The 14827-nt window shown below is 42.4% G+C and carries 12 protein-coding genes and 1 pseudogene; 1 reads left to right on the top strand and 12 read right to left on the bottom strand.

Annotation, left to right across the window (positions count from 1 at the left end):
- Positions 1-10 precede the first annotated feature (10 nt).
- From glmU to ABFY19_RS00440, 7 genes are all read right to left on the bottom strand, one after another.
- A complete protein-coding gene (gene glmU, locus ABFY19_RS00470; protein WP_418791324.1) occupies positions 11-1381 on the bottom strand; it encodes a bifunctional UDP-N-acetylglucosamine diphosphorylase/glucosamine-1-phosphate N-acetyltransferase GlmU in 1371 nt (456 codons plus the stop codon).
- 263 nt (positions 1382-1644) lie between these two features.
- Entirely contained in the window at positions 1645-1908 is a 264-nt protein-coding gene (spoVG, locus tag ABFY19_RS00465; RefSeq protein ID WP_418791323.1) for a septation regulator SpoVG, read from the bottom strand.
- Between the two features lie 166 nt (positions 1909-2074).
- Complete coding sequence (locus ABFY19_RS00460) at positions 2075-2830, bottom strand: NTP transferase domain-containing protein (protein WP_418791322.1); 756 nt, start codon at positions 2828-2830, stop codon at positions 2075-2077.
- A 17-nt stretch (positions 2831-2847) separates the two neighbouring features.
- Complete coding sequence (locus ABFY19_RS00455; RefSeq protein WP_418791321.1) at positions 2848-3552, bottom strand: GntR family transcriptional regulator; 705 nt, start codon at positions 3550-3552, stop codon at positions 2848-2850.
- 72 nt (positions 3553-3624) lie between these two features.
- The gene (gene ispE / locus ABFY19_RS00450) at positions 3625-4500 is read right to left on the bottom strand and encodes a 4-(cytidine 5'-diphospho)-2-C-methyl-D-erythritol kinase (protein WP_418791320.1); all 876 of its coding nucleotides are present in this window, start codon (positions 4498-4500) and stop codon (positions 3625-3627) included.
- Positions 4501-4573: 73 nt separating this feature from the next.
- Positions 4574-7219, bottom strand: coding sequence for a cyanophycin synthetase (gene cphA / locus ABFY19_RS00445; protein WP_418791319.1), 2646 nt, complete (start codon positions 7217-7219; stop codon positions 4574-4576).
- On the bottom strand, positions 7191-8057 hold the full coding sequence (locus tag ABFY19_RS00440) for a cyanophycinase (protein ID WP_418791318.1): 867 nt from the start codon (positions 8055-8057) through the stop codon (positions 7191-7193). Before ABFY19_RS00440 ends, cphA begins: the two co-directional genes overlap by 29 nt.
- Positions 8058-8200: 143 nt before the next feature.
- On the opposite strand from ABFY19_RS00440, the gene ABFY19_RS00435 reads away from it, so the two are divergent.
- Positions 8201-8578 carry a L,D-transpeptidase gene (locus ABFY19_RS00435; protein ID WP_418791317.1) on the top strand — a complete coding sequence of 126 codons (378 nt, stop codon included), beginning with the start codon at positions 8201-8203 and terminating at the stop codon, positions 8576-8578.
- A gap of 82 nt (positions 8579-8660) precedes the next feature.
- On the opposite strand, the gene ABFY19_RS00430 is transcribed toward ABFY19_RS00435, so the two are convergent.
- The 5 genes and pseudogenes from ABFY19_RS00430 to ABFY19_RS00410 all read right to left on the bottom strand — a co-directional run.
- A complete protein-coding gene (locus ABFY19_RS00430) occupies positions 8661-9734 on the bottom strand; it encodes a protein-glutamate methylesterase/protein-glutamine glutaminase (protein WP_418791316.1) in 1074 nt (357 codons plus the stop codon).
- A gap of 43 nt (positions 9735-9777) precedes the next feature.
- A complete protein-coding gene (locus ABFY19_RS00425; protein ID WP_418791315.1) occupies positions 9778-10134 on the bottom strand; it encodes a response regulator in 357 nt (118 codons plus the stop codon).
- 27 nt (positions 10135-10161) lie between these two features.
- Positions 10162-12279 (bottom strand): chemotaxis protein CheW, encoded by a 2118-nt coding sequence (locus tag ABFY19_RS00420; RefSeq protein ID WP_418791314.1) that lies wholly within the window; start codon positions 12277-12279, stop codon positions 10162-10164.
- A 21-nt stretch (positions 12280-12300) separates the two neighbouring features.
- Complete coding sequence (locus ABFY19_RS00415) at positions 12301-12771, bottom strand: chemotaxis protein CheW (RefSeq protein ID WP_418791312.1); 471 nt, start codon at positions 12769-12771, stop codon at positions 12301-12303.
- 309 nt (positions 12772-13080) lie between these two features.
- Positions 13081-14658 (bottom strand): annotated as a pseudogene (locus ABFY19_RS00410) (methyl-accepting chemotaxis protein); the annotation flags it as partial.
- Positions 14659-14827: the final 169 nt, after the last annotated feature.

Here is a 14827-nt window from a genome sequence, read left to right as displayed (position 1 = left end):
ATCTATTATATCATTTTTTCTTGTTTTTTCTAGTAGCCCACTCAGGATATACTTTTTGTTCCCCTCTTTCAATACAGAGGGCCCCATCAGGAACGTTTTTGGTTACGGTCGAACCGGCACCTATAATTGCGTTTTCTCCTACAATTACAGGTGCTACCAGATTGGTATTACTACCAATAAAAGCATTATTTCCAATACTGGTCTTCCATTTTCGGATCCCATCATAATTACAGGTAATGGTACCGGCACCAACATTAACCCTCTCACCTATATGAGTGTCTCCTATATAACTTAAATGCGGCACCTTACTACCCTTATCCACCACTGAATTCTTGATTTCTACAAAATCTCCTACCTTTACATTGTCGCCCAATACCGTTCCCGGTCTAATATATGCAAATGGTCCTATTGTCACGCCATTACCTATTGAAGAATCTATAATTACTGAATTCTGCACCATTACTGCATTTCCTGCTATAACATCCGTTAATCTTGAATATGGTCCAAGAATACAATTTTCTCCGAAACGACAATTCCCCTCTATAACCGTACCGGGATTAATAACTGAATCACAGCCTATCATAACCTCACTGCCAATATAAGTTGTGTTAGGGTCAATAATTGTCACTCCGGCAGTCATGTGTGCCATCAGAATTTTACTGCGCATTAGAGCCTCGGCAGCAGCAAGCTGAACCCTATCATTAATCCCAATGGTTTCCAATGCGTTTTCCACATTAACAGCACCCGTCCCACCACCGGTATCAACTATCACAGAAAGGACATCCGTTAGATAATACTCACCTTGAGCATTAGCCGGCGAGATATTTTGCAAAGCCGCAAATAAAGCTTTAGCTGCAAAACAATAAATTCCCGTATTAATTTCATTTACCTTTAACTCATCTGCAGATGCATCACGATGTTCTACAATCCTTGTTACCAAACCGCCGCTATCCCTTATAATCCTTCCATAACCAGACGGATCCTCCACCACAGCAGTTAATACAGTAACGGAATTTCCTGATTCATCGTGTTCATTTAATAGCCTTTTCAGCGTATCAGGTGAGATAAGCGGGGTATCTCCACAAAGTACCAGAATGCTGCCTGCAAAGTCGGTTAACAGCGGTTCAGCCTGCATTACAGCATGACCAGTACCCAACTGCTCAGTCTGCTCAACCCAGGTGACATCTAACTTAACAGATCCCTTAACCATTTCTGCCCCATGCCCAACAACAACAATGTTCTTACTGATACCGGCTCCCAGAGCGGCACATATCACATGCTCCAGCATTGGTCTGCCGCATATGCCATGTAACACTTTAGGCAGCCGTGACTTCATTCGTGTTCCCTTACCAGCTGCTAGAATAATTGCCGCAACATCCACGTAAGTGCTCTCCTCCCTGTTGATTAGTTATTATAATTACCATAATTCTGGTATTTTAGCATACAATAATAATATTCCACGTTAAAACCGGTTTTCCTGCGATTAACAAAAAACTTCAACTTTCTTACTCGGGAGACAAAAAAAACAGGAATTTGCACTCCTGTTATACCTAATGACAAACTCCCACCACCTATTCACCTTAAGGCAGAGACTTTGTTGGGAGTTACCAGCTAAGTTGTTTGACTTTTCTGCAGTTTGTATGCCTAAGCTGTAGCCAAAGCATTTTGATAAGCCTCTAGAACTGCAGATTGAATGACTTCCCGCGCATTTGAAGTAATAGGATGGGCAATATCCCTGAACTCACCGTCAGGAGTTTTCCGGCTTGGCATAGCAACAAATAAACCATTCTGGCCCTCTACAACCTTTACATCATGGATAACAAACGAATCATCCAGAGTAACAGATACAATCGCCTTCATCTTGCCATCCTGGTTAATTTTTCTTACCCGTACATCAGTGACATTCAATTTTTGAAACCCCCTTCTCAACTCCAATCAAAAATTATTTCGTTAAATTTCGATATTCTTCATTTACCAAAGAATTCCTTCTTTGCAGTATAAAATTTTAAGAAAATTTCTAATTTACTGAGAACGCTTACTGATTATGTTTTTGTAAACGTAAAAAAACCAGTCCTTAGGCAGACCGGTTCAAATATTGTGATACAATTGAATAGTCACTGGGTTTATCGACATCAATTCCAATTTCAGGGTGTTTTGTAATTATAGCTTTCACTTTTATGCTTAGCACTTCAGAAACCTTGTTTTCAAGTTCGGGAATTGAAAGCCTATTTAATATAAGTTTGAGTACAAATTTCAACCCCAGAATACGACATAACTTTAGTGGGCTTTTGCGGGAATTCACAAACTCCCTGGCTTTTTGAGCACTTCTTGGTACAGCATCAGGATTAACCAGGAAAAGGTTCCCTCCGGTAAACCGGCCCTCCTTAAGTTGTGCAGACGTCCGCTCCATGCCTGGAAATCTGTTAAAAACTTCGTTCATTGAAACAATCGGATAAAAAAAGTCGGCATCATATTTGAGGCTTAAATCTACAAAGTCCTTCACAGCCTGTGCAGTAAGAAGAGGGATGTCACTCGTAGCAATTAGGACAGGGGCAGATGTATCAACATATTCAAGGGCTTTAACAGCATTTTCAATTATACCGTATTGTGTCTGCACTACACTTACACAATCATCAGTCAGGAAGTCCTCTAACTGTTTAGGGCCTGCAACTACGATCTTGCCAACTATACCTGATTCCTTAAGTGCATCTATGACATAGCTGACCATAGGCTTGTTCCCTATTCTGATCATGGCCTCATAAAATTCGCCGCTGCAATCCCTCAGTGCACCGGCATTATTCCTGCCGGCAATAACAATAGCATCAAACATTTAAAAACCCTTTCCAACTAGATTTGCTCTTCTGAGCCGAACTCAGTCAATTGATTTAATTTGTCCAACATACTATTTTCTGCATTTTCAATATGCTCCCTAGCCAAGGCTTGAGCCAGTTCCACATTACGTTCCGAGATAGCCTCAACTATTTTTTTGTGTTCATCAAGAGCATATTTCATCCGCCCCGGTGTCGAAAGAGAAGTCGTCCGAAACCTTTGTATCTGTTCACGGAGATTACTCACTATTTGTACTAATCTTTGATTCCGGCTGGCCTTAAAAAGAGTGTCATGAAATTCAGTATCCATGTCAACCACTTTTTCCAAGTTATTGCTCTGGACACATTCCCCTATCTGAACCAGAATACGTTCCAACTGCTCCAATTCCTCTTCAGTAATACGTTCTGCTGCCAAACCTGCTGCCAGGCCCTCAAGCGCTGCTCTAATTTCAAACACATCAGCTATATCTTTAACCGAAATCCCGGCCACATAAGCACCCTTCCGAGGTATCATAACGACAAAGCCTTCCAGTTCCAATTTTCTAATGGCTTCTCTTACCGGAGTGCGACTGACCCCCATTTCTTCAGCAAGCTGAATCTCCATTAATCTTTCTCCCGGTTTTAGGACACCTGTTATAAGGGCTTCCCTAAGTGTTTCAAATACTATCTCCCTTAGAGGTTTGTAGTTATCAAGTGTAACGGGAATCAATCTTCTATCAGACATCACTTCTCTCCCTTTCATGAAGCTGGTAAAATTATTTATTACCGGTTTACTCTATATTCTATATTTTTTTCCCTAATTCCTGCTGCTTCCAGGCAATGTCCGGGTCACCTCCACAAACATACCCTCCAGCTCCTTTTTTAGAAGTTCAGTAATTTTTAGCGCATATTCCCTGTCATTGGTTATTCCAAATACGGTCGGTCCACTTCCTGACATGATGGCTCTTAACGCCCCTGTCTTTTCCAGTCGCTCCTTAACCTGGGCTACAACCGGATATTTCAACAGTGTCACCGATTCCAGCACATTACCAAGGTTGGCTGCTATACCCTCCTTATCACCTCTCTCAATTGAGAAAATCATCTGCCCGGTATCCGGCCTGACATTGACCTTGGCAGGGTCATATTCCCTGTAAATTTCAGCAGTAGAGATATCGAGCGGTGGCTTCACCAGTACCATCCAGAGTTCCGGCACATCATGAAGGGGAAGAATAACCTCCCCCCTTCCTTTGGCCAGCGCGGTCCCACCCTGTATACAGAAGGAAACGTCGGATCCTATCAATGCAGCTTTGGCTAAAAGCCCTTCGTAACTTAAACCTAATTCCCACAAACAGTTTAAGCCTCTAAGTACCGCTGCCGCGTCTGTTGACCCTCCTGCCAATCCAGCAGCCAGCGGAATATTTTTGGTGATATGAATTCTTACTCCAGTTTTTATTCCAAAACTCTCTTTTATGAGCAAAGCTGCCTTATATGCTATGTTAGACCGCCCCCCCGGAAGTCGAGGATGATTAGTAAAAACCTCAATTCCCTCCCGGGCCTCTTCCATGACCACCACATCATGAAGTTCAATTGACTGCATTACCATTTCCACCTCATGATATCCATCGGGCAGTTTTCCTAGCACGTCCAGGGTCAGATTAATTTTAGCGGCTGCTTTTAGTTCTAGGTGTCTCAAAGGACCTCCCCCTTTTTTAGCTTATGATAATGTATTTTCTATAAAAGGGGTAATTTCCTTCCTGTACCCATAATTAACAGACAACCTTTCTTCCCTTATCATCCTTGATACTGGGTTTTAATTTTTCTGATACCGTTCTAACTAGTTCTTGTATAGGTGCAAACTTTTCATAGAATACAACAATTATATCCCCTTTACAGGCGCGGCCCAGCATATTCTCAACAGCGGCAGTCTCTGAAAGACAAACCGTTACTCTGTCCGCCTTCAGACCTGCTTTAAGCACCGCCTGCCGCATGAGTGCGGCCACTTCCCCCGCTTTGCGCCCACGCAGGTCTTTATCTTCTTTAATAATAATTTCATCACAATACTGTGCTATGATTTTTCCTGCTTCCATAATATCCGCGTTTCTCCGGTCTCCCGGCATTCCAACAATACCTATAACCCGCTCGGGGTTTAACTTTTTAACGGTTTGCAGGGTATTGAGAAACCCGTCAATATTATGACCATAGTCCACCACAACCCTAAACTGCCCTATATCAAAAACATTAAACCTGCCCGGATTGCATATCTCATCCGATTTAAAGCTCAACAAACCATTCCTGATACTTTTTGTGTCAAGCCCCAAAGCCGTACACCCGGCAGCCGCAGCCAAAGCGTTAAACAGGTTATGTTTGATAATTCCTCCCAAAGTAGAGGAAATGTGTTTTACCGGCAAAATTTTTTCAATTTTATCACCGACAGCCTTGACCATGAACCCATTTTTTACAAATACCGCAGTCCCGCCTGCCCCTAAATGTCTCCTAACTATAAAATTATCTGTTGCAGCACTGAAAAATATTATTCTTGAACGTACCCTGTCAGCTATTGCCGATACATAGATATCATCTGCATTAAGAACAGCAGTGCCTTTTTTAAATATATTCTCTGTAACCACCGACTTTACCATAGCCATATCTTCCATGGTCTCAATTCCATCCAGGCCCAGGTGATCATTGTGTACATTAGTAATGATACCAACATCACTGTAGTCGTAACCTAAGCCGGCCCCAAGTATCCCTCCCCTGGCTGTTTCCAGGACTGCAACCTCTACAGAGGGATCTCTAAGGATTACCCTGGCACTTTGGGGACCGGTAGTGTCACCAGATACGATTTTCCTGCCGTTAATATAAATACCATCCGAAGTGGTGGTTCCTACAACCTGCCCGGTTCCCCGCAGAATATGACTAACCATCCTGGTAACAGTTGTCTTACCATTTGTTCCGGTTACCGAAATTATTGGCATTCTAGATTGACTCCCGGGGGGAAACAGCATTTCCACAATTGCTCCGGCAACATTTCTAACTGGTCCCTTAGCCGGATAATGATGCATTCTTATCCCCGGAGCAGCATTAACTTCTATCAGAGCCCCGTTGTCCGGTAATAACGGCTGGTCAATTTCCCTGACTACCAAATCAACACCGGCTACGTCAAGACCCACTAAGCGAACAGCCCGCAATACCATTTGCAGTGTATCGGAATGCACTCTTCCCGTAGCATCTACAGCAATTCCACCTGTGCTAATATTCGCATTTTCCCTGAGATATACTATTTCTCCTTCTCTTGGCACTGAATTAGGGGACAAACCTTTTTTGGCCAATACCATAATGACTATGGGATCAATTTTTATTTTAGTCAACGGCTTTTCATGATTTTCACCCCTCATTGGATCCATATTGACCAGATTAACCAACTGCTTAACAGTACTCTGACCATCTCCTACCACAAATGCAGGGATCCGTTCCGCTGCTGCTACTACCCGGTTTCCAACGACTACAAGGCGGTAATGCTTTCCTTTAATATGTTTTTCAATAATTGCCTTTGGACTTATCTTGAGAGCTGCCTCCATAGCCCCTGCAATTTCTTCCCGCTTTGTCAGGTTTAAAGCAACTCCTTTTCCCTGATTTCCGTCAAAAGGCTTAACTACAACCGCATCATTAATTTTTCGGGCAATTTCAAAGGCTTGCAATTCATTCTGGGCTACTCCACCCCACGGCACCGGTATTCCTGACTCTGCCAATAAATGTTTAACCAGCACCTTATCACTGGCAATATCTACACCCACACACCGGGTCTGTCCGGTAATTGTGGCCACTACTTTCTGCTGGTTTTTACCATAACCAAGCTGGAGTACACTTCCTTCCCCCAGGCGCATCACAGGTATTCCCCTTTTTACAGCCTCGCGCACCACTGCTGCTGTGCTGGGTCCAAGACTCGTCCGGTCCGCTGCCTCCCGTACAGCTGTAACTTCTGCTGCCACATCAATAAATTTATTTTTCAGCAGGGTGTCAACAATCATAACAGCGGCCCGTACTGCTCTGATAGCGCCTTCTTGTGATTCAAATTCAGTAATCAGATAGTACATCCCCGGTGTTTCAGCACAAATTGTTTTTCCATATATTACGTCCATTCCGGCAAGATACTGTAGTTCCAAAGAAACATGTTCAATTACATGCCCCAGATAGGTACCTGCTTTAAGTCTATCTATAAACCCCCCTGGTTTGCCCTTGGAACAATAGTGTTCTGACAGGCTCGGCAGCTGAACCTGAAGTTTCTCGACAAAACCAGGATTCTTTTCGGTAGTAAACTCCCTGTATTCTCCCAGGTCAATTTTGGTCTTGATAACAGGACTAGAGCAGTAAATGTTTGCTCCCTCAAGAACTTTGATTTCTATTATCTCCATTTTTTTCTCCTTCCTTTAATTCACCACACATTTCACTGTTCACAAGCATCCTGGCAGCCAAGTCAAACCCATAACCTTTTGGTAAAACATGCAAAACCACATTGTCTATAGCCAGAGCTTGACCGGGTGATAATTCAGAAACATTGGTAAAAGAAACACCCCGGCCATCTACAAAAGTTACTGTCTGGGAACCGATAATTTCAAGCTTTGCATCTGCCCTTATGATTACAGCAGTATCTTCATCTATACCCATCCCCAGTATATAAGGATTATGGGCCACAGCAGACAACAAACGACCCAGTCTGCCCCTCTGGGCAAAGTGCTGGTCAATTACTACTTCCTCCAGCAGGCCCAGGCCAGGTGCAAGCTTAATAGTATTTAGTTTTGGTGCCTCATCATTGTCTCCCTCAACAATCATTGTATTACTCATAACCGAAGCACCGGCACTGGTGCCGGCGATAACAGCTCCACTCCGGTAAGCCTTCTGAAGAGCCTCATTCGCTGTAGTACCACCTAATATTGAAGTGATTCTCAATTGATCACCACCGGTAAAGAAGATCCCAGTGGCCTTTGCCATCTTCATTACAACAGAGCGGTTATTGGCCTTTTTTCTGGAGTCCAAATCAAGCACCTCGACTGTTCCAGCTCCTAGCCCCTCAAACAAATCATAATACTTCTTCCCAACTCGATCCGACTCCAAGGCAGCTGTGGTGATAATAACTACATGGGCTTTAGGACCACCCGCCAACCTAATAAAATCACTTAAAATTTCACATTTTCCTTGCTTATCTTCAGCTCCTCCGATAACCAGCAGAGTTCCATTAACCTTGTTTCCCATTTAATCCTCCGTTATTAATCAATCAGGTGTTATTTTGCCCTTTTTTACCAGTGATTATACTATTTTGGGCCGGATGCATATAATGTTAATAAACAAAGCACAGCCACTATTGCGGCTGCGCCGGTAATTTCAAGGAGGCTGCCATGAACCAAGATTCGGTTTATTCCCAAAAACGCATATATGTTTATACCTTTGACCGCAAACTATTTCTTACTACTTCACAGCGAACTGATAAAATCTATGCCGTAGCAGTAGGAAAAGCCCAGACACCTACTCCCCACGGAACATATCAAATAATAAACAAAATCATTAATCCCGGAGGGATACTGGGCAGCAGATGGATGGGCCTAAATATCCCTAACGGCCCTTACGGAATCCATGGCACTTCCAGGCCTGAATCCATAGGCAAAGCTATTTCCAATGGGTGTATTAGAATGTATAACCATGATATTGAAGAAATTTTCAACAAAATTAGTATTGGCACAACTGTAATAATACAGCCCTTTTCTGAAGAAACCTAAAAAATAAAACCGTGGGATACTCTGTAGAGTATATCCCTCCGGTTTGCTTTTTCGGCGAATGAACTTGCCTATATACACAATATTATATACTATGTATATCGCTCTCTTTTAGCAGCGATAAAATAAGCACTATCTCATTTGCAATATTCTGAATCGGAAGAACTTTATCCGCTTTCCCCATTTCCACCACAACACGTGGCATTCCATAAACAACACAAGTTGCCTCATCCTGAACAATCATTTTTCCTCCGGCCTGTTTAACCAAACTTGCACCCTTGGAACCATCAAAACCCATCCCGGTAAGAATTACCCCAACAGTATTTGGCCCATAAAAATCCACAGCAGATTCAAGGGTAACATCCACAGCAGGCCTGACACTGTGTACCGGTCGGTCCTGATTCAAACCTATCAGGTTCTTTGACCTGAGAATCATATGATATCCTCCGGGAGCAACGTATGCCCTGCCATTCATAAGTTCGTCTCCCTCTTGGGCTTCATACACCTCCAGTTCAGAAATGTCATTAAGCCTGGCAGCCAAAGATTTTGTAAAAGCGGGGGGCATATGCTGAACAATCAAGACAGCCGCCGGTAAATTCCCTGGCAATCTCGAAATAACCTGCTGCAATGCATTAGGACCCCCTGTGGAACTGCCAATAACTACCAGCTTATTTGGATGCACACCTGAAGAAGGCGCTGAAGATACAACACTTTTTTGTATCCCGAGCATCACTGAGCTTCTAAAATTAGAAACAACCGCTCTGGCAGCAACTTTAACCTTAGCAATCAGCTCTTCCTGAACTTTATGTATGTCAATGGAAATTGTCCCTGACGGCTTGCCAACAAAATCAACCGCTCCCAGCGTGAGGGCTTTTACTGTCGTGTCACTTCCCTGCTGTGTAAGACTGCTTAGCATAATAACCGGTGTCGGACATTCTTTCATAATTCGTTTAAGAGCAGATAACCCGTCAAGCCTAGGCATCTCTACATCAAGAGTAACTACAGCCGGCTTCAAGCTTTTGATTTTTTCAAGTGCATCCAACCCATCCCTGGCAGTATCTATGACAACAATGTTTTCATCGGACTGAAGCAGGTTGGAAACAACTTTCCTCATATATGCGGAATCATCTACGACAAGGACCTCAATCCTTTTCGGCATTATAATTCCCCCTGAGCAGCTTATATAGATAAATTAGATTAATTTATCCAATAAACCTTTTGATTGTCGATAATATTTTTTCAGGTTGATAAGGTTTAACAATAAAGTCCTTAGCCCCTGCTTTTATAGCTGACATTACAGTATTTTGCTGACCCAAGGCACTGCACATGACAATAATCGCGTTTGGGTCAACCTTTTTAATTTCCGCAACTGCTTCCAATCCGTCCATTACAGGCATGGTTATGTCCATCAGTACAAGGTCAGGGCTTATTTCTTGGTATTTTTTCACAGCTTCCTGTCCATTTTCAGCTTCATCAACAGCATATCCGTTCTCAGTAAGCAGTTTAGCACACCGCATCCGCATAAACGCGGCATCATCAACCAATAACACCTTAGCCATTTTGACACTCCTTTCAATATAACAGCCTTAAGATGCAACCTTTTTGATAAGATTAGAAACATCTACTATAAGGGCAACATTACCGTCGCCAAGAATTGTTGCCCCTGAAATTCCCTGGACATCACCAACATACTTTCCTAGGCTCTTAATAACAATTTCCTGTTCACCTACCAAAGAATCCACAACAAGCCCTACTTGCTGTCCGGCAAGATTAACAACTACGATAAATAGTTTTTCCTTCTCACCTTCTTCAATGCAACCGCTGAATACAGTTTTAAGTCGAATTAGCGGCAGGGCTTTACCCCTAACTACAATTACCTCATGGTTATTCACATATTCAATTTGTTGTTTATTTATCCTGATAGTCTCCGTTACAGTAGATAATGGAATGGCATATACAGCTTCTCCTATTGAAACAAGCAGAGCCCGGATAATAGCAAGGGTTAGCGGCAGTTTAATTTTAATCTCCGTGCCTTTTTCCACAATCGAGTTAATCTCAATAGCCCCGTTGATCTTCTCAATGTTATTCCTGACTACATCCATGCCCACCCCACGTCCGGATACATCAGTCACTTTTTTAACAGTACTAAGTCCAGACAGGAAAATAAGATTAATCGCTTCTTTATCTGTTAGCCTCCTGGCCTGTTCTTCGGATATCAAACCCTTTTTAATACCACTTTGCTTTACTGCTTCAGGGTTAATTCCCTTACCGTCATCTTTTATGGTTATAATAATATGGTTTTCTTCGTGAGAAGCCTGAAGTTTTAGGTGTCCGACCCGGTTCTTACCCATGCTCTCACGTTCTTCAGGCAATTCAAGGCCATGGTCAACAGCATTTCTCAACAGATGAATCAGAGGGTCGCCAATTTCCTCTATAATTGAACGATCAAGTTCTGTCTCCTGGCCGGTCATAATAAAATTGACTTCTTTCCCTGCTTTCTGAGAAAGATCTCTAACCATACGGGGAAACTTATTAAAAAGGTTTTCAACCGGAAGCATCCGAGCCTTCATGATATGTTCCTGAAGCTGAGTCGTAACCCTGGCAATATGTACCGAAGTTCTGCCAAGGTCTTGCGACATTTCATCCATTTCATACTCAGACTCCATTTGATTAAGTATCTGAAACAATCTGGTTCTGTCAATAACAAGTTCCCCTACCAGGTTCATCAAACCATCAAGTAACTCTACGTCCACCCGTACAGTCCTATTGGTTTTCACTGAATTCAATTTTTTAATACCATCACCTGCCTTATCATTTTTTTCTTCTTTTAAGGCAGATTTATTAACATCCGTTCGAGCGGTCTCCTCATTGTTGTTACGCTGTCCTGATAAAAATTGAGAAGTATTAATTATCGACAAATCAAACTCCTCTATATCCGGGAGTTCCTTAATCAGCTTTTTAATATACTCTGCCTCCACTTTGCTTGTAACAATCATATCCAGGCAGTTGGAAACCTTTTCTTTTTCAATCTCTTCTGCAGTAGGTATTGACTTAATTACATCACCCATTTCGCCAAAAGCCATCATGGTAACAAAAATTCGCACCGCCGCCATCTCAGGTTCCATATTAAACTTTAACCTAATAAAGTAAGGAAAGGCGCCCTCCTCCACGCCATGTTGAATGGCATCCTTTTCTTCCCATGAAAGTTCTAATTTCCCGTCAAACATTTTTTGACAGGCTCCACCTTCCTGCACTGGGCTAACTTCGCTGGCAACAAGCGGCGCTGCTTCCTTTTCAACAGGAGCAATATCAGTTTCAACAACAAGGGCCAGTTTATATAAAATATCCTTAAGGTCCAAGTCTGATTGTTCGTTATTAATAATTTCATCTCTTAATACCCTGAGACAATCCAAACATTCGAAAAGTATATCAATCAAATGACTGCTAACTTCAATCTGCCTTTTGCGCAGCTTGTCAAGAACATTTTCCATAGCATGTGTCAACTGGGCCATTCGGTTGTGTCCAATAGTGGCTGATGAGCCCTTCAATGTATGCGAAGCCCGAAATATTTCCTGCATCAGATCTTCATTGAACTCTTCTTTTTCCATTCGTATCAGTTCTTCTTCTAATGTCTGAAAATGTTCTTCTGCTTCCTCAAGAAATATTTTTAGTTCCTCCGGTGAAGCATCCAAATTTAAACTCATTACATATCCTCCCTTCCCCTTTTAGTTAAAGCTGTCAAGCTTAGATGTATCTTCTTTACGAAGTACCTTGGTAAGGTCAAGCAGGATAACCAGCCTGTCATCCAGTTTGGCAATACCTAACAGGTATTCCTCATTAATCCCGTTCATTATGTTTGAAGGGGGTTCAATAATCTCACTGGGAATCCGGATAACTTCAGAAACTCCGTCGACCAGCATACCGATATTGTTGCCTTCAACCTCCACTACAACCACCCTAGTCAAACGAGTTGTTTCTCCACCCGGCAGGTTAAATCTCTTATGCATATTAAAGACCGGAATAACAAGTCCCCTGAGGTTTATCACACCTTCTATATAATCTTCCGTGCCTGGAACCTCCGTGATAGCCTGCATTGTAATGATTTCCAGCACAGTCGAAATTTCCAGTCCATAAACTTCCCTGCCTAGCCTGAATACCACATATTGATTATCACCAGATATTGCGTCTTCAGCCATATTATCCCTCCTTTAAACTTAGACACTGAACCTCAGAGATAATTCTTTCAGGTTCTGGGCCATTACCGCCAATTCTTTTGAAGATGAAGATATCAGTTCACTTGTTGAATACATCTGCTCACAGGAAGCTGTCACTTGCTGAGCAGCAGCGGCACTCTCCTGAGCAATTGCCGCAATTTCCTCGATTGCCCTAATTACTTCATCACTACTGCCTGCCATTTCTTGTGTAGCAATAGAATTCTCTTCTGTAATACCTGAAACCACTTCCATTGCACCGGCAACTTCAGTGCTGTATTCGGAAATCTGTTGGGCAACCTTTGAAATATTATGTATTTCATCATTCGTCTTGGCAACATTGTTAATAATACGCTCCAGGGCACTTCCTGCATCAGCTGCCAGCCCAGCACCGTTTTCCACTTCCTGAGTTCCCTCATTCATTGCTGAAACAGCTCTTTCCGTACCACCTTGAATTGCATTAACTAATTCTGCAATCTCTTTGGTAGCTTTACCGCTTCGCTCTGCCAATTTTCTAACTTCATCGGCTACCACAGCAAATCCTTTGCCATGCTCGCCTGCCCGTGCCGCCTCAATAGCAGCATTAAGGGCTAGAAGATTTGTCTGTTCCGCTATATCATCAATAACCTGAATAATCTCTCCTATCTGCTGTGACCGTTCCCCAAGCTCCTTAATACGGTTTGCAGCGTCAAAAACCTTGGACTTGATGTTCTCCATACCGGAAACCACCTTTTCTACCGCCTGTCCCCCCTGTCCGGCAACCTGGGAAGTTTCTTCTGCGGTATCTGCCGCAAACTTCGCACTCGAAGCCACCTTTTCAACACCGGTAACCATTTGCCCGACTGCCATGGAAGTGCTATTTACCTTCTCAGCCTGCTGAGCTGCCCCCTTGGCAATTGAATTAATAGTTTCACCATGCTTGTCCATTATTTTTACAACCCCTGTAATATCCTGGGTCTGTTTTGCATTACCCTTGGCCACCTCTTCAATAGCATTGTTAACTTCCTGATTGGAGCGGGTCATGTTCAATGAATTAATTGAAAACTCATTAGCTGCAGCAGCTACATGTTCACTGGCAACAATAATTTCGGAAATAATCTGCTTCATATTGCCGGTCATTCTATTAAAAGAACTTGCTAATACACCTATTTCATCTTTTGACCTGATAAGAAGCTCACTGGTGAGGTCCCCCTGAGCCGCCCTCTCAACAGCTTCTTTTACCTTATTTATCGGATCAGCTATGGTTTTGGCAAAAAACAATCCGCTTATAATGTTCAAAATCAAGATACCGATACCGAAAATAAAAATTGTAGTAATAAAAGAGGAACTTAACGCATCCAGAAATTGTTTTGATACTCCTACATACCAAATACCAATAATATTTCCGTCCGCATCCTTGATTGGTTTATAAGCTGTTTGGTACTTAACCCCTACAACATCTGCCTCACCATAAAACGGCAGGCCCTTAACAAGCACTTGCTGTTTTACCTCATCAGATACTTTTGTATTAACCTGACGCACTCCGTCTCTTTTAACAGTTGTCGCAACCCTGGTATCTCCCTGGAATATTGTAACAGTATCATTGGTTAGCTCTGCAATCTTATCTATAAGTTCGTAATTCTCGTTCATAACAACATTACCTTTATACAGTTTTCCGTCCTGAACGGCCCAGTCGCCGGGGAAAGTCCGGTTAATCAATTCCTCCCCTGTTGCTAAGTCTGATTTAGCCTTTTCAATTAAAGTCTCTTTTGCTCTGCTGTTCATTGAATAAACGGAAACAATGCTCAACATACTTACTGCAAACAAAGCCACAACAAACATCATTACCATTAACTTTCCTTTAATGCCTAACCTCTTAATGTTTAACCCCACTTTACATCCCCCTCCGCCTTATTTTTGCTGACCATCGGGCTGCTTTTAATGAAAATATAATTACTAAAAATAGCCAATTATTACTGATACTTCGACAAAATATGAGAAAATCCTTCATCATTCAACTTTTAGTGTATAAATTTATTAAACATTTGGAAATCAACCCTAT

The organism is Phosphitispora sp. TUW77, from assembly GCF_048453025.1.
Lineage (GTDB): Bacteria > Bacillota > Thermincolia > Thermincolales > UBA2595 > Phosphitispora.
Note: the sequence above shows the minus strand (reverse complement) of the source record. Positions and strands in the feature narration are given on the sequence as shown.

Bases quoted from the DNA above. Each gene is read 5' to 3' on its own strand.
- ABFY19_RS00460 (WP_418791322.1), bottom strand. From the start codon at position 2,830: ATGTTTGATGCTATTGTTATTGCCGGCAGGAATAATGCCGGTGCACTG.
- ABFY19_RS00455 (WP_418791321.1), bottom strand. From the start codon at position 3,552: ATGTCTGATAGAAGATTGATTCCCGTTACACTTGATAACTACAAACCT.
- cphA (WP_418791319.1), bottom strand. From the start codon at position 7,219: ATGGAGATAATAGAAATCAAAGTTCTTGAGGGAGCAAACATTTACTGC.
- ABFY19_RS00440 (WP_418791318.1), bottom strand. From the start codon at position 8,057: ATGGGAAACAAGGTTAATGGAACTCTGCTGGTTATCGGAGGAGCTGAA.
- ABFY19_RS00435 (WP_418791317.1), top strand. From the start codon at position 8,201: ATGAACCAAGATTCGGTTTATTCCCAAAAACGCATATATGTTTATACC.
- ABFY19_RS00430 (WP_418791316.1), bottom strand. From the start codon at position 9,734: ATGCCGAAAAGGATTGAGGTCCTTGTCGTAGATGATTCCGCATATATG.
- ABFY19_RS00425 (WP_418791315.1), bottom strand. From the start codon at position 10,134: ATGGCTAAGGTGTTATTGGTTGATGATGCCGCGTTTATGCGGATGCGG.
- ABFY19_RS00420 (WP_418791314.1), bottom strand. From the start codon at position 12,279: ATGAGTTTAAATTTGGATGCTTCACCGGAGGAACTAAAAATATTTCTT.
- ABFY19_RS00415 (WP_418791312.1), bottom strand. From the start codon at position 12,771: ATGGCTGAAGACGCAATATCTGGTGATAATCAATATGTGGTATTCAGG.